General features: G+C 65.8%; 15 protein-coding genes and 1 pseudogene. 7 read left to right on the forward strand and 9 right to left on the reverse strand.

Going from position 1 to position 17,947, the window contains the following annotated elements; all coding sequences use genetic code 11:
• Positions 1-19: 19 nt before the first annotated feature.
• The 8 genes from ACY34H_RS16630 to ACY34H_RS16665 form a co-directional block, all read right to left on the reverse strand.
• Complete coding sequence (locus ACY34H_RS16630) at positions 20-877, reverse strand: hypothetical protein (protein WP_464978578.1); 858 nt, start codon at positions 875-877, stop codon at positions 20-22.
• Complete coding sequence (locus ACY34H_RS16635) at positions 874-1,947, reverse strand: PLP-dependent aminotransferase family protein (RefSeq protein ID WP_464978579.1); 1,074 nt, start codon at positions 1,945-1,947, stop codon at positions 874-876. The genes ACY34H_RS16630 and ACY34H_RS16635 overlap by 4 nt, the downstream gene beginning before the upstream one ends.
• On the reverse strand, positions 1,944-4,157 hold the full coding sequence (locus ACY34H_RS16640) for a hypothetical protein (RefSeq protein ID WP_464978580.1): 2,214 nt from the start codon (positions 4,155-4,157) through the stop codon (positions 1,944-1,946). The genes ACY34H_RS16635 and ACY34H_RS16640 overlap by 4 nt, the downstream gene beginning before the upstream one ends.
• A 9-nt stretch (positions 4,158-4,166) precedes the next feature.
• Positions 4,167-5,576, reverse strand: coding sequence for a hypothetical protein (locus ACY34H_RS16645; RefSeq protein WP_464978581.1), 1,410 nt, complete (start codon positions 5,574-5,576; stop codon positions 4,167-4,169).
• 5 nt (positions 5,577-5,581) lie between these two features.
• Entirely contained in the window at positions 5,582-6,334 is a 753-nt protein-coding gene (locus ACY34H_RS16650) for a hypothetical protein (protein ID WP_464978582.1), read from the reverse strand.
• 56 nt (positions 6,335-6,390) lie between these two features.
• Entirely contained in the window at positions 6,391-7,032 is a 642-nt protein-coding gene (locus ACY34H_RS16655; protein ID WP_464978583.1) for a hypothetical protein, read from the reverse strand.
• Between the two features lie 207 nt (positions 7,033-7,239).
• On the reverse strand, positions 7,240-8,142 hold the full coding sequence (locus ACY34H_RS16660) for a dioxygenase family protein (protein ID WP_464978584.1): 903 nt from the start codon (positions 8,140-8,142) through the stop codon (positions 7,240-7,242).
• Between the two features lie 56 nt (positions 8,143-8,198).
• Positions 8,199-8,855: a Spy/CpxP family protein refolding chaperone gene (locus ACY34H_RS16665; RefSeq protein ID WP_464978585.1), complete on the reverse strand. Its 657-nt coding sequence runs from the start codon at positions 8,853-8,855 to the stop codon at positions 8,199-8,201.
• Positions 8,856-9,035: 180 nt separating this feature from the next.
• Between ACY34H_RS16665 and ACY34H_RS16670 the strand changes: the two genes are divergently transcribed.
• The 7 genes from ACY34H_RS16670 to ACY34H_RS16700 all read left to right on the forward strand — a co-directional run bounded on the left by ACY34H_RS16670 (position 9,036) and on the right by ACY34H_RS16700 (position 16,518).
• On the forward strand, positions 9,036-9,725 hold the full coding sequence (locus ACY34H_RS16670; RefSeq protein WP_464978586.1) for a response regulator transcription factor: 690 nt from the start codon (positions 9,036-9,038) through the stop codon (positions 9,723-9,725).
• Position 9,726: 1 nt separating this feature from the next.
• A complete protein-coding gene (locus tag ACY34H_RS16675; protein ID WP_464978587.1) occupies positions 9,727-11,331 on the forward strand; it encodes an ATP-binding protein in 1,605 nt (534 codons plus the stop codon).
• 112 nt (positions 11,332-11,443) lie between these two features.
• Positions 11,444-13,387 carry an alpha/beta hydrolase gene (locus ACY34H_RS16680; protein WP_464978588.1) on the forward strand — a complete coding sequence of 648 codons (1,944 nt, stop codon included), beginning with the start codon at positions 11,444-11,446 and terminating at the stop codon, positions 13,385-13,387.
• 203 nt (positions 13,388-13,590) lie between these two features.
• A complete protein-coding gene (locus ACY34H_RS16685) occupies positions 13,591-14,091 on the forward strand; it encodes an N-acetyltransferase family protein (protein WP_464978589.1) in 501 nt (166 codons plus the stop codon).
• A gap of 119 nt (positions 14,092-14,210) precedes the next feature.
• Positions 14,211-14,783 (forward strand): hypothetical protein, encoded by a 573-nt coding sequence (locus ACY34H_RS16690; RefSeq protein ID WP_464978590.1) that lies wholly within the window; start codon positions 14,211-14,213, stop codon positions 14,781-14,783.
• A gap of 496 nt (positions 14,784-15,279) precedes the next feature.
• A complete protein-coding gene (locus ACY34H_RS16695; protein ID WP_464978591.1) occupies positions 15,280-15,567 on the forward strand; it encodes a helix-turn-helix transcriptional regulator in 288 nt (95 codons plus the stop codon).
• A gap of 222 nt (positions 15,568-15,789) precedes the next feature.
• Complete coding sequence (locus ACY34H_RS16700) at positions 15,790-16,518, forward strand: PEP-CTERM sorting domain-containing protein (RefSeq protein ID WP_464978592.1); 729 nt, start codon at positions 15,790-15,792, stop codon at positions 16,516-16,518.
• 710 nt (positions 16,519-17,228) lie between these two features.
• Here the strand turns inward: ACY34H_RS16700 and ACY34H_RS16705 are convergent.
• Positions 17,229-17,947, reverse strand: a pseudogene (locus ACY34H_RS16705) (transposase); the annotation flags it as partial.

Here is a 17,947-nt window from a genome sequence, read left to right on the forward strand (position 1 = left end):
ACGCATTTGCCGGCCGGGCCTATGCCCATCCCAGCAATTCCATTTCCAGCTCCAGTTCCGCGTTCTGGTTCGTCAGCACGCCCGGGTGGTTATTGAGCATCGCCCGGTTGATCGCCATTTCGATGTTGCGCCGTGCCGGCTCCGGCCGGCCGCTCTCCGCGATGTAGACGTGGTGCCCGCCGACCGGAAAGCCCAGTACCGTCGCCCCGAGGCGATGCTTGACGAGCCGCTCATGCAGGTTGCCGGTCTGGCCGCTGTAGGCTTTCCAGGCATTGCCTTTCCTGAAGGTGATCAGGTAGAAACCGGCTTTCTTCGGCAGCCCCAGGTTGCGCACGTTGTCGAGGCGGCCCTTGTACTCGAACGCGGGTGCCGCCGTCGCCAGCGAGCGGATCACGGCCCGCAGCGTCGCCGGCATTTCCTGCTGCGATCCGGCGTCGTCGCCGTCATCCGCGGCCGGCAGGTCGATCGGTTCGATCGGCGGTGCCGGCTCGTCGCCATCCTGCACGGGCAGCGGGTACCCCATCGGCTCGCTGACCATCACGCCACCGGGCCAGCCGCCGTAGAACGGGCCCCAGTAAGGCCCGCGCGGCCCGCGTCCGGGACGTGGGCCGGGACGTGGGCCGGGACGCGGGCCCGGATACGGCCCGGGCTTGCCCTGCGGGCTGGATGGGCGCGCCACCGGCCTCCGCCCCGGCCGGGCGCCGGCACGATAGACCGGCCGGGAACTGCCCCGCCCGATTCCGCCTCTGCCACCGCCCCTGCCGCCCGCCGACATGCGGCCCCGCTCATCTTCCATCTCGTCCTCGCCGCTCCACTCGTCGGCCGTGGCTTCCATCTCGCCTGCCGCGAACGGCAGCGTTTCGAATTCCTCGTTCATGCCAGCTCCTTCACGTGATGCCGCAGGGCGCAAGCCGCCCGTGCGATGTCCGCCTTCGTGTGTTCCGCGCGCAGCAGGAACGCCAGCAGCGCCACGCCGCCCCTGCACTGCGGTACCGCCATGACGCCGTCGCGCAGCAAAGCCGCATGCGCCGCCGCCAGGTCCATCCGGCGCGGCAGCCGCACTGCCTGCACCGGGAATGCACCGCCCGCCGCGGCGATGCCCTGCTCCGCCAGCGCCGCGCGAAACTGGCCGATCCGCTGCCGCAACGCGGCGCGCAAGGCCCCGCCGCAGGCCGCGTTCAGCGCCAGTGCATGGCGGGCCGCGGCGATGGTGGCCACCGGCGGCGGGCTGGCGTGCAGGCGCGTGTCGCTGACCGCCTCGAAGCGCCGTACCAGCGCCGCGCTGCCGGCCAGTACCGCCAGCGGCACGCCAAAACCCTTGGCCAGCGAGGCCCCGACCAGCACCGGAGCCCCAGCCAGGCCGTGGGCAAGGATCGAACCTCCGCCGTGCCGGCCCAGCACGCCCAGCGGCTGCGTATCGTCCAGCAGCAGCAGGCCGTCCGCCCCGGCCGCCAGCGCCGCGTAGCCGGCCAGCGGCGGCGCAGCGCCGTGGCCGGGGTAGTAGCCGTCGGCCAGGATCAGCGGCCGGCGGCCCAGCTTGCGTGCCTGCGATACCAGCACCGCGAGCTCGGGCAGCTCGCCGCTACGGAATACGCGCAGCGGCAGCCCCATGCAGGCGGCGCGCTCGGCTCCCCAGCGTGCCACCGGATATGCCGCGCCATCCACCAGCACCATGTAGGGCTTGCCCTCCCGCTCACGGCCCAGCATGCCGAACAGGTCCCAGAACAGGTGCAGCGTGGACGGCAGCAGCGTCGCCGCCGCGCAACCCTGCAAGGCCGCCAGCTCGCGCGCCACCACGCGCGCGCCCGGCACTTCGGCCAGCGCCGCCGGCTTGCCCAGCGTGAGCGCCGGCCAGTCGTCCAGCGCGGCGCGGCCATGCCGCAGGCCCAGGTACAGGGCGCTGGTGAAGTCCGCGGCCGCCCCGACCTGCGCGCATCCGGCACTCACACGGCCGAACGCTGTTGCTGCCGGGCGAGGCGCTGGCGCAGCAGCACCGATGGCAAGGTCGCTTCCTCGGCCGGATTGGCCGCGTCGACCGACAGGTCGACACCGGTGGCGGCGCGGTAGGCGTGGATGTAGCCCTGCGCCTGCGGGCGCCAGAAGCGCGCCCAGTTGAACGCCTGCGTGGCTTCGTAGACGTCGCTCCAGTGGCCGAAGCGGATCGACAGCAGCAGCTGCTCGCCGAAGATCGCCAGGTTACGGAAGTGCATCACGCTGGTATCGCTCCACAGCTGCAGCTTCTTCATCGCGTCGACCCGGTCCATCCACGGCTCCGGATACGCCACCATGACGCGCGTGGGCAGGAATTCGCGGAACTCCGGCCGCGCCAGCAGCCATTGCTGCATCAGCATCTCGATGCGCGCCGTCGACGGCAGGTCGCCATACTGGTTGTGCGCCCCCTGTGACAGGATCAGGTGCACTTCCTTCAGCGCGTTCAGGATCGGGAAGGCGTCGGCCTTGACGGTGGTGTCGTCGTCCTGCCGATAGAAGCCGGTCAGCAGCCGCAGCAGGTGGTGGAACGCTTCCAGGAACTTCGAGCGGCTGTCGGCCGGGCGCATGTTGCGCACCGCCTTGCCATCGAGGCGCACGCCGTAGTGATGGTCGTACTCGTAATTGCGGCGCACCACGGTAAGGCGGTGCTGCTCGTCCTGCGTGTAGCCCCACAGCAGGTTGTTCAGCGGACGCAGCATGTCGATCTCGGTGTTGGCCAGCGGGTCCGACACCAGCGGCGAGCGCAGGTTCTGGAAGCGCTGCGTGATCACGTTCATGGTCTGCACCAGCATGCCTTCTTCCTGCCAGTAGCTCCAGATCAGTTCGATCAGGCAGGGATTCGTCAGCCGGTCCTGGATGATGCCGAAGCACAGTTCGGCCTCGTCGCTATGGCCGGATCCGGAAGGGATCACCGGCACGTCCGGCAGCTTGCGCCGGATCACCGCCAGGTAGGGCAGCATTTCCGCGCCGCCCACCGATTCGAGGTAGTCCTGCACCAGCGTGTCCTGCAGGTTGCCGCCGGCCGGGATGTCGCGCCGGTCCAGGTAGGCATTGTCGTTGACGGGATCGAACGCGAACGGTTCGCGCAGCACGCCGCAATTGACCATCACGAACGCCTCGGTGGCCGCCTTCAGCACGCGGTACGCTTCCGAATCGGTGAACGGCAGCGCGCGCCGCTGCTTCAGCGACTGGAACACGGAAGTCTTCTTGCCGAAGCGCGTGCGTTCGAACGGCCCGCTGGCCGGGTCGGCCGCCGGTACGCAGAACAGCTGGTCGAGGAAATCCATGTAGTTGTTGAACGACAGCGCCTCGGTGCTGTTGCGGATCAGGGTCCACAGCGCCAGGTCCGGCGTGGCCTCCGTCTCGGTGCGCGACAGCGCCACGCCGATATTGCCGGTGATCGGCTGGGCCGGCCGCTCTTCCGCCTCGAACACGCCGTTCACGGCCAGCCGGGCGCCGTTGACGATACCGGCCGGCAGCACATGCGGCGTGCCGGTCACGTTGCCGGCGCGCCGGGCGAACACCAGCCGCCCCGTGAAGTCATGGCGCCCCGGCTTGCGGATCAGCTGCCCGGCGGCATAGGCGGTGCCGTCCTGCGGCTGCCACAGGCCGTCGGCTTCCAGCCCGACCCTGTCGCCCGTGGTACCGGCGCTGCCCTGGAAACCGACGACGGCGACGGCGCGGCTGCCGACGATGGCATCCCTGCTGCGCACGCCGCCGGCCGACGGTTCGAACTCGAACGTCACCACGGGGTTGATCGGCAGCCGGATCGCCAGCTTCAGCACCTCGTCCACGCCGACCTCGCCGCAATCGAAGCGGTAGACGTCCGGTCCGTCGATGGGGGTCACGTGATCGTACAGCGCGAAGTACACGCCGGGTTCGAGCCCCTCGAACGTGATGATGCCCTGCGGCCCCGTTGGCTCGGCCAGCATTTCCTCATGGTCGCGGGGCTGCCAGTTGTCGTAGTCGTTGCGCGTCCAGGACCGGAACGTGCCGGCATCCAGGTTCAGCGCGCGGTACAGCCGCACCGTGGCGCCCACCAGCGGCCGGCCGGTGGCCTGGTCCGTTACCTTCACTTCAATCGTGCCACTGCCCTCCACCAGCGCCACCACCGTCACGGCGGCCACTGCGGCAGGGGCACCCTTCGTCAATTTCCTCGTACTCATGTCACTCTCCTAGAAACGTGATTTACCTGTCGTCAGTGCCGCCGCGCTGCCCGCTATTTCAGGCTGACTCGCAAGCCGCATCGCAAGCTGCATCGCACCCTGTTGCAACCCGGGCGGTGCGCCCTGGCCCGCGTCCACCGTGCGCGCGCGCCTGCCGCCATCTTCCAGCGCGCTGCGCATCGCCCAGTGCGTCAGCAGGCGCGCCAGCAGCACGCTCTCGTCTTCCGGCGCCAGCAGGCCATCCGCGCGCGCCTGCCCGATCACCGCCAGCACCAGCGACGGCGCACTGTCGTACATGCGCTGCGGCGCCGCGTGCCACCAGCGGAACAGCCGCGCCAGCCGCGCCGGCTGCCGGGTGTCCACCGCCATCGCCTCCGCCAGCGAGGCGCCGTTCAGCGCGCGGGGGCGGTGATGGGCCAGCAGGCCGGCCATCGCCGGCAGGCTGGCGGTCAGCTGTTCCAGTACCAGCCGGTCGTGCGGTGCCAGGCCATCGAGCGGATAGAAGCCATCCCACAGCCGCTCGATGCGGTTCCACTGCGGATGTGGATACAGCCTGCGGCCCAGCGCGCAACTGAGTTTCACGCGCAGCCACGGCACCGGGTGCGGATCGTCGCCGTTGAGCCGGAACACGAACACACGCGGCAGCGACAGCACGCCGATCAGCCCCAGCGTGGCCACCACGCCGACCCGCGCCAGCGACCAGAAATCGGCCACCACCTCGGAGATCCAGCGTTCCCACAGGCGCCACACATGGCCCGGGCCGCTGCCGCCATGCTGCAGCGCCTGCAGCACCGGCCGCAGCGAACCGACCAGGTCGAGCAGCGCGGCGCCCTGGTGTCCCACTTCATGCACCAGCGACGAGGCGATGCTGCTGCCGATCATTCGCTCGCGCGGCACCCGGATGATGGCGACCGGATTCTCGCCGCCGCCGGGCAGGCGGGTGCGGGCACGCCGGATGGCGGCACCGGGGCCCCGGTCCAGGTAGCACACCAGCGGCGGGCAGTCGAAATATCCGCCGGGCAGGCGCAGCGCATCGCGCGACACCGCATCGAGCCCCGCCAGCCAGACACCGTTGCCGTGTTCGCTGCGCTGGGTGACCACGTCGATGAACAGGTCGAACTGGGTCAGCGCGGCATTGAATTTCAGGCGCAGGAAAGTAAAGCGGCGCTGCGCATCGGCCACCGACACCCGGCGCGCCGACGGCCCGCCCAGCCAGGCCAGGAAGCGGCGCACCATCGTGCGCAGTTCGCGCCGCCCGAGAGTCAGGTGCCGTTCGATGGCCGCCTGCGCCGCCGCCGGCAGCGCGGCCGCCGGCACCATCGGCTCGATCAGCACGAAAGGCTGCATGCGGTCGACGCGGTTCAGCAGCGAGCGCGCTTCCTGCGCCAGCATCCATGCGGCGTAGGCGTCGATGGCCATGGCCGTCAGGCGCCGTACAGCACGATCTTGCGGCCCTGGCGCATCCACCGGCCGCTGCTGGCGCCCCGCCCGCCGCTGCCGCCAGCGCGCCCCTGGCCGGAACCCTGCATGCCCTGCCCGCCCTGCGCCGTCATCGCGCCCTGCCCGCCCTGCCCGCCGCGGGCGCCGCCCTGTCCCTGGTACAGCAAACCCGGCGCGAACTGCTTCGCCGCCGCGGTGGCGGCCTGCTGGGCGATCTGGCGCGGGTCGCCGCCGCGCGCCTGGGCGGCGCGGTTGACGGTGTCCGCGGCGATCTTCACGAAGGTCTTGGCGCCTTCGAACTCCCGGTCTTCGCCGGACATCTCGCCCTCCGCTTCCAACCCCAGCGCATTGCCGGCGGCCGAGGCCAGGCCGCTGCCGATCTTGGCGCCCAGCGGGCCGCCGAAATAGCCGCCGATCGCACCGCCGGCCATCGGCAGCGCCTTCTTCGCCACGCCTTTCAGCACGCCGCCGACGGCTTGCCCGACCGGCGACTTGATGATGTTGCCGGCCACCGAGGCGGCCTTCTTCAGGAAGCTGCCGAGGAACTGGTCCAGTTCCTGCTCGTTGGTGACCGACAGCAGCTCGTTGGCCAGTTCCATCTCGTCCGCTTCGGACAGCAGACCGCCGCCCTCGCCGGTCCATTCGCCCTGGCCGAATTCGTACTGTTCCATTTCATAGCCGCTGCCGCCGCCAAATTCCTGGCCGAATTCCAGGGTCGTGCGATCGATGTCGTGCATGATTAGCTCCCGTTGAACAACAACACATCAAAACCGGAACGGCGCCACCGCCCCGCCTATAAATCGATGACCTGGATGCGCCGGCCGCGGCGCCGCCAGTTGCCTTGCTGCGGCCCGGCCACGCGCTGCCGCAGCAGCCCCGGCGCGTTGCGCCGCGCCGCCTGCATCAGGCCCTGCTGGGCGGCATGCCCGGCCGGCTGGCCGGCCCGCGCCATTGCCTGCCGCGCGGTATCCACGGCCAGGCGCACGAAATGCCGTGCCACTTCGAATTCCTTGTCTTCGGGCGACAGCCCTTCCAGTTCCAGGCCGAACACGGATGCCGCCTTGCGTTTCAGGTCGGCCGGCGCATGCGTGGCATCGAGGGGAAAGACCATCCGCGCCGCACGGTGCAGCACGCGCAGCACCGGTTCGCGCACCGCGCGCTGCCCGGCATCCGCGGCCGGGCCCACGAGCTCGGCCAGTACCGGCGCCAGCTCGGCGGCGTTGCGCGCTTCCAGCAGCCGCACGGCGAAATCCAGTTCGCCGTATTCGCCGTATTCGCTGGATTCGCCGCCGGCGTCGTCGCGAAACGGCGCGGCCACCTCATCGGCGGCCGGCAGTTCCAGTTCCGGCCTGAAGTCGAGCAGGCGGCGGTCGGCGGGCCGTTGGCTGGCGAAAATGTGATTGGCGCTTTGGTGGTAGGCGCTTCGGTGGTCCATGACAGGCTCCCCGTGGGGTGCGGCCCGATGCCGCATGCACCGTGGGTAAGTGCAAGCGCCATGCCAGTAGTCTTCGGACGGGGAATGCCGCGGCGCGGCGAAAAAAGGTTCGTCCCGCGCGAAATGCGCGGCGAAAGCGGCGAAACGAGGTTCGCCGGGAGGGGTTCAGCGGGGTGGACGGGTCTGGCCCATGAATCAGGCGATGAATCAGGCCACGACGGCGACCGTCAGCGTGGCCACGTAGCCGTCGGTGGCGTTGCCGGTCACCGTGGCGAGTTGCAGCGAGTAGCCGTCGCTGAAGATGTTGTCGCTCGCAAAGCTGATCTGTGCCAGGTTGCGCACGCTGGCGCTGTAGCCGGTGGTGGCATAGACCTGGTTGCAGATGTCGGTCGGGAACGCGAACTGCGACGTCTTGATGCGGTTCGACGCACTGGATGCCTTTGCCAGCGTGGAATACACCTCGAAATGCACGTGCGGCATGCGGCCGGCATAGCAGCCGGGGAAGATGGTGGTAAACGTGATGTCGCCGTTCGCATCCGCTTCCTGCACGCCACGCAGGTAGTTCTGGTTCGTCACGCCGCTGGAGTACAGCGAATAATTGCCCTCGCGGTCGCAATGCCAAAGGTACACGGCGAACCCATTGGCCGCCGCGCAGCTGTTGTTGGCATTCACGATGTGCAGCCTGATCGTCAGCGGCACGCCGGCCGCCGTGCCGCTCATGCTGCCGAAGCTGGAGCGGATATCGCTGCGCACGACGCCGCTCTGCGTCAGCACGTTGACGACGCCGCTGCCATTGCTGTTGGTGCCGTCGGCCGGGTACGGGCCGCCGGTCTCCTCGGGAATGACCGCGCAACTGCCGCTGGTGGCCGTGGCGGCGCCTGTGCCGGTGCCTGTGCTGGTGCCCGTGCTGCCCGTCGCGGTCGTCGTGCCCGTGGAGGCCGTGCCGGTGTCCGTGCCGGTGCTGGCTGCCGTGTCCGAAGATCCGCCGCATCCGAGGATGGGCAGCGATGCGGCGCCGGCCAGCAGCCAGCGCAGCGACTGGCGCCGCCCGGTCGTGGTGTTCAGCATCGTTTGCAGGTCTTCTTCCAGGCTGTGGCCGTGATGTGCCATGGCTTGCTCCGTTTCGTCTCGTTGTCAATGTTGGTGTTATAGGGCGTCGTTCCTGCTCACTCGGCTGCCGGACGGCCCGGCGCCCGGATGCCATCACGGCCAGGTTCGCGGCCGGGTTCGCGGTCGGCGCCCGGACGCGGCGGGCGGCCGTTGCGGCGTTCGTCGAGGGACTTGCGCTGCTCGGCGGTCAGTACGCCCAGCACCTTCTGCTCGGTGCGCAGGTGCGACAGCGTGATGTTCGCATCTGCCTGGGCGGCGGCCTGCGCCAGCCTGACGGCGGCGGCATCGTCGTATTTCGCCGCGCCGTGCAGCGCGAACAGCGCGCGGTCGGCCCTGTCGCGCGCCCTGGCCTGCTCGCGCAGGTACGGCACCTGGCCGTGCACGATGACGAAGATCCTGTCCTGCTGGGCTTCGCTCAGTTCGATGCCGCGCAAGTAAGGCGGCGCGCCGTCGAAGCGGGGGCCCAAGCCAAAGCCGGAGCCTGGACCAAACCCGGGGCCGGGGCCGTCGCCGGGACCGTCGCCACGATGGCCGCGCGGGCCATCCTCGTCATGCATGGCCGGGCCGGCGCCGCGGCGGTCATCGGCACGCGGGCCTTCGCGCCGCTCATCGCCGATGCCTTCGTCGCCGCTCCCGTGGGCAAGCGCCGCCAGCGGCAGGGCCAGCACGGCGGCAAACAGGAATCGGTGCAGGTTCTGTGTTGTGTTTTTCATCGCGGTCCTTGGGTGACAGTGGAGCCGCCATTCTGTTGCCCTGCCGTGTAAAGCGCGGTTAGACAGGCGTAAATCGATGTAAAGACCCGGCTGTAAAAGCGCGTAAAGGGGAGGCCCGGCGGTATCGGCGCCGCACGGCCGGCTGCTATCATGGCCGCTTTGCAGCCTGATGAAGACGTTATGAGCAAGGTCCTGTTGATCGACGACGATGTCGAACTGGTAAGCATGTTCCAGGAATACCTGGAACAGGAAGGTTTCGAAGTGAAGACGGCCCACGACGGCGAAGCCGGCACGGCGGCCGCGCTGACAGGGCAGTACGCGATCGCCATCCTCGATGTGATGATGCCCCGGATGAACGGGCTGGAAACGCTGCGCCGCATCCGCGCCGCCAGCCGCATGCCGATCCTGATGCTGACCGCGCGCGGCGACGATACCGACCGCATCGTCGGCCTGGAACTGGGCGCCGACGACTACGTGACCAAGCCCTGCACGCCGCGCGAACTGACGGCGCGCATCCGCGCGATCCTGCGCCGCACCGCCGGCACGCCGATGGACCAGCTGGCGTCGGCCCCGCTAATGGTTGGCCAGCTGACGATGTGGCCGGAGCAGCGCCGCGCCGCCTGGGCCGGGGCCACCGTGGACCTGACCAGCACTGAATTCAACCTGCTCGAAGTGCTGGCGCGCAATGCGGGCAAGCCGGTCAGCAAGAATACGCTGTCCGAACAGGGCCTGGGCCGGCCGATGGCCCGCTTCGACCGCAACATCGACGTGCACCTGTCCAGCCTGCGGCACAAGCTGGGCACGCTGGCCGACGGCCGCTCCTGCCTGCAAACCGTCTACCGCATGGGCTACCAGCTGATCAAGGATTGACGTGGGCCGCCTGTTCTGGAAGTTCTTCCTGTCGATCCTGCTGGCGCAGCTGGCCGCCACGTTCGGCATCGGCGGCGCCCTCTGGCTGAAGAACCGCGCCGCGGAACAGGAACAGCGCCCCGCCATCGACACCAGCCCGCCGGCGGCGATGGCGATCGAATCGGCCGCCGCCACGCTGGAATTCGGCGGCCCGCAGGCGCTTGCCCGCCTGCTGGAGAACATGGACCGGCACCGCGTGTTCGCGGTGGACGACCTGGGCAAGGAACTGCTGGGCCGCATCGTCAACCCGGTGCAGGCGGCGGCGGCGCGCGCGGTGCTTGACAAGGGCGATACCCGGGTGGTGCGCCGGGTGACGCTGCCGAATGGCCGGCATTACCTGCTGTTCCTGCCGGCGCAGGACCGCATGGTCCCGCTGAATACGGCCGACGCGCGGCCCCTGCTGGCCGGCGCCGGCATGCCGATGCCGGACGGCGGCTTCCGTGGCCCCGGGCCGCAGCCGGGTATTCAGCCCAGTATTCAGCCCGGTACTCAGCCCGATTTCCAGCCCGGATTTCAGCCTGGATTCCGGTACGGCTTCCAGTACGGGTCTCCCCCGGGTGTCGGCGCTGGCGACGCACCGCGACCGGCAACCGGTGGGGCAGCGCCGCCCCGCCAGGATGCCGGCGGTCCCGGCCCGATGATGGGCCCGGACGGCCCGCGCGGGCGCTTCCAGCCGTTGACGCCGTTCGTCCCGCTGGCCGCCGCCCTGGTCGCCAGCCTGCTGTTCGCCGCCCTGCTGGCCTGGTATTTTTCTCGCCCGATCCGTTCGCTGCGGCAGGCGTTCGAGGCCGCCTCGCAGGGCGATCTGGCGCCGCGCTTTGCCTCGGTTGGCAAGCGCGGCGACGAACTGACGGACCTGGGCCGCGACTTCGACCGCATGACGGCACGCCTGCGCAGCCTGATGGATGGCCAGCGCCGCCTGCTGCACGACGTATCGCACGAAATGCGCTCGCCGCTGGCGCGGCTGCAGGCGGCCATCGGCCTGGCGCACCAGAATCCGGCGCGGATGGCATCCTCGTTCCAGCGCATCGAGCGGGAGAGCGTGCGCATGGACAAGCTGGTCGACGAGTTACTGACGCTGTCCCGCCTCGAGGCGGGCGCACTGGCCGGCGCCGGCGAGGAAATCCACGTGGGCGAACTGCTGCACGGGATCGTCGGCGATGCGCAGTTCGAAGCCACGGCGCAGGGCCGCAGCGTGGCCGCGCGCGGCATCGCGGACGTGGTGCTGCTCGGCCAGGCCGACCTGCTGGCCCGCGCCATCGAGAATGTGGTACGCAACGCGATCAAGCACAGTCCGGAAGGCGGGACGATCGTCGTCGACAGTGCCGTCGACGGCGGCACGCTGCGCATCCGCGTGCTCGACCGCGGCCCCGGCGTGGCCCCGCAGGACCTGCTAACCATCTTCGAGCCGTTCTTCCGCAGCAGCGGCACCGAGAAGGACGTCGATGGACATGGCCTGGGCCTGGCGATTGCCCGGCAGGTGATGCAGCAGCATGGCGGCACGATCGGCGCCATCAACCGCGACGGCGGCGGGCTGTGCGTGGAGATCGCGCTGCCGCTGGATTGAACGCCTCCGCATGACAGCCACGGGAGGCCGAAAATGCGGCGGCCTTTCAAGGTGATGGCAAGCCGGTCAAAATGCCCGATAATCGCTGTTGAGCCCAACAGCAGAGCGCCGCATGCCATCGTTCCCGCCTTCCTTCCCGCCTTCCTTCCCGCGTCCCTCCCCGCTTCACTGCCCGCTTTCCGCCGTCGTCGCCGCACTGTCGTGCTGCCTGCTCAACGCCTGCAGCTTCGTCAAGGTCAGCGGCGATGCACAGGTCTTCTATTCCTCGACCGTGCTGGTCGGCCGCGTCGCCAGTACCGCCCCGCCGGATGTCCCCATGGTGGTTGCCGCCTTCACGCGCAGCGACGGCGCGCTCGTGCCGGTACACCATACGGTGCTGCACGAAGCCGGAGGATACGAACTGCTGGTGCCCAGGGGCCACTATTTGATCGCCGCATTTGCCGACGCCAACCGCAATCTGCGCCTCGACGCGGGCGAAGCGGCTGGCCAGTTCAAGCCCGGGCCCGTCGCGGCGAACGGCACGGGCACCGTGGTCGAGCTCAATTTTTCGGTGACCGGCGGGCCGACCGAACTCCCGGTCGGCACCGCTGTCGCCGATACGCCGCCCGCGACGCCGCACAGCACGCAGGCTGGCGCCATCGCCGACCTCGATGCCCCGCTGTTTTCGGCGCAGTTCGCGCGCACCGGCTACTGGACGCCCACCGAATTCTTCCGCAGCGCGGGCGGCAATGTGTACTTCCTGGAGAAGTACGACCCGTCCAGGATTCCGGTGCTGTTCGTCCATGGCATCGGCGGCTCGCCGCAGGAGTGGCGGTATTTCTTCGAGCACCTCGACCGCAAGCGCTACCAGCCCTGGTTCTTCTACTACCCGTCCGGCGCCGCGCTCGACTCGATTTCCTACCTGCTGTACTGGAAGCTGATCAACCTCCAGCGCACCCACCACTTCGACCGCATCGTCTTTACCGCGCACAGCATGGGGGGCCTGGTCGTCCGCAATTTCCTGGCGAACTACGGCGCGCAGCTGTCGGCCCAGAAGATGTTCGTGTCGCTGTCGACACCCTGGGGAGGCGACGCCATGGCGGACAAAGGCGTGGCGTACTCCCCGGCGGTAGTGCCATCCTGGAACGACATGCAGGCCGGCGGGCGCTTCATCCAGTCGCTCTACCAGCGCCCGCTCCCGGGCAATACGGATTACTACCTGTTCTTCGGCCATGCGGGGCGCTACAGCCTCCTGCGGTCCAGCAATACCGACGGCGCCATCACGCTCGCCAGCGAACTGCGTCCGCAGGCGCAGGCCGAGGCGCGCATGATCTATGGATTCGACGAAGACCACACCAGCATCCTGCGCTCGCCGCAGGTCTTCGAACGCTACGCGGCGGTACTCGAGTCCACCATGGGCAGGCCCGGCAACGCCGCCGCCGCGCCGGGCGGCCATGTGCGCGTGGCGCTGCGCTATCGCGGCGCCGCCGGGCTGACGCCGGCCGAACCCCTGCTGGTGCTCACGCCGGCCGATGCATCGCTGGGCCGCATCGTCGTGCCCATCCTGGCGGGCGACCGCGGCCGCCGGCTGGGACCGTTTGCTCCGGGCGTCTACGAGGTGGGGGTCGTGTCGCATGGATTCAGCGCCGGTGCGGCAAAACGCACAGTGACGATCGGCGCCGGACAAGCGCCGGAGCTGGACATCGAACTTTTCCCGGTAGGCGCCCTGTTCGGCTACATCGGCGCCGACGTGAAGCCGGGAGAAAACCCCGCGGGCAGCTTCCATGGACCGCACACCGACATCCGGATCGAAAGCATCACTTTGTCCAACGGCCAGGTCAGGCGCACGCTGGTGCCCGACACGAGCCGTGCGGAACTGGGCATCGACAGCTATCTGGCCGGCCGGGATGACGCGGCCCGCGCCATGTTTTCCTTTGTCGGCGTGCCTGATGGCGATTATGAACTGACGATCGCCGCGCAGGGCTATGCGCCGTACCGGGCGAAGCACACGGTGATCGCGGGGCAGTCCGGGAGGATTGAAGCTATTGTGCTGAGCAAGCGTAGCGAAGTTAAGTGAACTATCCGCGCCTGCTCAGCGCTGTCCTGAGCGCCGAGAGATAAACCTTTGAGTCTTTCGCACCCTTGGCAACCTGCTATCCTGCAACAGCCCGATTTCGGCCAAGGGCGGACAGTCGCGGAGGGTGGACTCTCCAAGATTTGACAGAGAAATTGTCGGATTCAGCAAAGGCGAACATTCTATAAATTTGGAGATCCGACATCATGAGTGAACTTACGTTTCGTAAAGCGGCCCTAGCTGATGCGAGTGCGATGCTTTCATTACTGCGGTCAGTTTCCAGCGAAGGCGATACGCTACCTTTCCAGCGCGGCATTGACGGCGACTTCATCGAAAGCCAGTGGCTCAGCGCATTTGGATGTGTGGTGGCCTATCGTGGCGACGATTTGCTTGGAATGTATCGCTACGGCGCCAATATGCCAGGCCGCGGTTCGCATATTGCAACAGCTACTTTCTTGGTTGACCAACAGTTTCGGGGGCAAGGGCTAGGTCGCAAACTTGTTAAGCATTGCCTTGCAGAAGCGAAGGCTTCAGGATTTCGAGCAATGCAATTTAACCAAGTTGTCGCTACAAATCTCGCCGCATTGTCGCTGTACCGTTCACTGGGTTTCAAGCGGGTAGGCAAAGTTCCTGAAGCATTCGCCCATCCCGAACATGGCTTTGTCTCAGCGTATGTCATGTATCTTGACTTGTTTCGATCTGGTTAAAAGATGAGTGGCAGAAGTGCGCTGCGGCGACCTGCTACGCTGAGCTGAACGGCCGGGTTCGGGCCAAAAGCGGACGCAATGACATCGAACCCACACGGCAGCACAAGCAAGGAGCGCCTATGAATGATTTTGAACAGTTCTCTTACAAGAAAATTAATGCTGCGTTGGCGGGCATCGATACATCTGTTATCCCAGATATTTACGCGTTGTCATTCTTCATTTGCGACAATGACGACGATCCACGTTATCCGGTTCTTCAATTGGGCTACAACACCCTGAAGCATGTCGCGGACAGCACAGCCTCTGCATCCAGTGTTGAAGAGGCGAAATGGAACTTCGCATTCTGGCTCCAGAACGAACTGGAGTTCATTGGTGTGTCTGAGACGGAAGACGCACAACTGCTAGAAGAGCTTTTGAGGTCGCGAAGCCTTTGGTACACGGACGAAGATGAGGAAGCCGACTTTGATCGATGTATACAGATTGGAAGCGACATAACTGCTTACTTCGCGGATGCATGTGTTCGGATCGCTCGAGCACTGCACGAAAAAGGGGTCATCGAGCAGCAGTTTTCCCGCCCGATTCCAGTTATCGTGCATGAGCTTGAATACTACGACGAGATTGCCGTACAAACCCGATCGGCCAATCCACTAGGGGTGGCCAAGGAATTTGAAGACTCGATTGCCCGTATGTAATTGTGGCCGCTTTGGGTCGGGAACCGCCTGTCGCGACAGACAGCAACCGGCCAGAAGCGGACATGCAGCTTGAAGTCACATGTACGCAGCCGAAAAGAGTGCTCGTGAATTCTGAGCGCCGGTGCCGCTGAACGTTACGACGGGAGGGCACTTCCCTGGAATTGCAGCTTTTAAGTGCACTTTATTCGGCGCGCTGTACCGGCATCGAGCCTTGAGGTATGAAGCCTGCAGGTTCGCAGTACAACGTCCACAACCCAAGTAACCCCGAACCGGTCGCGCAGCATGCAGTACTTGGGCGACCACTGACTTGCCACTGGAGCTTGGAGCATCACGGCGCCTTCGGACAGTGCACTCCACAATGGCTGGATCGTGTCGACATCATCGCTGCGCAACGATACGAAGAAGCCATTGCTCATAGCCATGGATAACTCCTTCGGATAGTGGAAACGGCGGTGCTGCTACAGACAGTGATCCTGTCGATTTTTATCAGTAGGAAATGGTTCGTACCGAACGCCCCTTCCAACTCCTGCAAGCCCTGCGCACCGTACCAGCACCGGTCACTGCCGAGACGCTATCCCGTGCGACCGGTGTGTCGGTGGGCTCGGTCCACCGCGACATCGACGGCGAAGCCGGATTTGGCTACACCCTGATCGATGATGGCAGCCTACGGCCTTGCACCTTCAACCGCTTCGAAATCGAGGCACTGACGCTGGGCTTGGCGCAAGTGCGGCAGATGGGCGACCCCACGCTGCCTGTGGCGGCCAACTCAATCAAAAGCTATTAATAAATAGTCTATTTCCTCTCGCCTGTGCGGTTTTCCCCCGTCGGGGAACCGGGCGGGCACAATTTGGCGTGACACCATCCTCATCAACTCTCGCGGCTGGCTTTTTTATCAACGTGTTGCGCACGTCATGTATTTATAGCAAGCTCAACCGTAAAGCATATTAAAATAGAAAAGTAGCTGCCTTATTTTCGATAACGCCCGTCCAACTACTGGAATTCATTTATGAAACTGACTGTCATTGCCGCCGCGGCTCTCGCGCTGGCCCTGCCACTGACCTCGTACGCCAAAGCCACCGCCAGCGCATCTTTTAGCAATTTCAGTGTGGAAATCATAGATCTCAACTTGAATGATGGTATCGATGCCGCCTTGACGCTCGGCGATACCGGCATTTTCCTGAGTGCAGGCTACTACCCCAGCCTGGATTCGCTACCGGAGTATTTCGAATATTCGCTCAACGACGGCGCCGTCGATGTGGGCGATCCTCACGGGACGTCAACGGCCACCATCGCGAATGGCGATGCGAACCTGTTCAGCAACTTCCATGGAACGGTAGGCAAGGTAGCCAGCAGTGCGATCCTAAGCCACCAATACTCGCTAACGCCATATACCAGGCTCGTCGTGCGTGGCGACGCCAGCGTAAGCAGCACTTCCGATGGCTCGCGCTTCGGTTTCAGCCTGGCACGATTATTTCTCACCTACGAGGAACCGGGGGGAGGGAAAACCATATGGTATGACCCTATTGTCAGTAGCTCCGGCATTGGAGATGAGTCGAGCGCACTGTCCCTCAGCATTAGGTCCTATTGGTCTCCATACTCCGGCACCATGGGCATGAACGCCGACACGTTCGCCACTATTGCCAGCCCGGTACCGGAGCCATCGCAATATGCCATGTTCAGCCTGGGCCTGGCCGGCCTGTGCTGGCGCCTGCGCCGTTCGGCCAGCCGCAAGTAAAAACAGGGCGCACTACGCAAAGGCAGTCACCGTGCGGGCCTGTGACTGCTGCGCGCTGCGCCAGGCGACACCGGCAACGTTGCCAAGATCAATGGACGAAGGCCAGCAGTATGGGATCTCCGTGCATGGTCGATGGCATGCCGACAGTGCGTCAGGATAAACGTGAAGGTGCCGGTACACAACGGCATCAGGCAGTTTGCCAATCGACTGACGCGCAACAAGGCAGGCAGGCCCGGGTTCCTCCCGGCGGTGTCTGAACACGGGGCGAGAGATAGATTGTGCGAGCGCGCCTGATGCGCAAACTGTCTGAATAAACATAGCGGTCAATGTGATGCTCATGTATTTGCGTCCTCGTATCTAATCTCCATTGTGCAGTTGGTCGACCCGAATCGAAGCGTAATTCCGAGCAAGTCCATGGATTTTGCTGGCCTTATATCTGCTGATCAGATCAGTTCGATGGTCGTTAGCCAAAGCAGCTGGTCGGGCAGAGTCCGCTTTGTGGCGGGAGCAGCCGTATACTGGACGGCAGCAATCGGCCCAGACTGTGTAAAAACTCAGAAATGGATAGATGTGATCAGTCTGCACCCGGCCGCTGCATTTCTGCGGTTTGAAGGGGCGCTACGTGAGCTATTCCCACCTTTCGAGCTCGGCGACTGAACCAGTAGGGTAACCGCTGCAAACGCACGTTGTAATGCCCGTAAAAGGGCATATGCCCTGACTGCTTCGATCATGCCATCGACACCAAGTAACGTCATCAAGCGCTTCAGGTTATAGGCGAGCACGTGCAGGCTCATCTCGGCCTTCACACGCTCGAGTCCTTTTGTCAGGAAATGCGTGGCGCCCATCCATGACTTGATCGTCCCGAAGGGATGCTCGACCGAGCAACGCCGGATTCGCATGGCGTCCGGATTTTGTTCAAGACGCTCCTGCATGTCGTCAAGCACGTCCTGGTGTTCCCAGCGCGTCACCCGGCGCTCCTGGCTCGGCGTGCACTTATCCTTGAGCGGGCAACCCTTACAGTTCGAGCTCCAGTAGCGATGAAGCGTCATGCCCTTTTCAACGCCGGAAAATCGCCAGATCAGGGATTGACCAGCTGGGCAGCGGTACTCGTTCTTCTCCCGATCGTAGACGAAATCGGCTTTGTCGAATCGCCCGTCGGCCTTGGCATTGGACGTCTTTGTCGCTGGCACTACTGCAGTGATGCCGGCTTGGCTGCATGCCGGGACTTCCTCGCCTTTGAAGTAGCCGCGATCAGCGATCGCAGTTAGCGTGGTGGTCCCGATTGCAGTGCGGGCCTTCTTAGCCATCCCTGACAGTTGATCGCGGTCGCTGCCGATATTGGTTACCTCGTGCTCGACGATCAGGTGGTGCTTGGCGTCGACCGCGGTCTGGACGTTGTACCCGACGATGCCCGAGCCTCGCGTCATCA

It is taken from the genome of Pseudoduganella sp. jia 9, from assembly GCF_055502615.1.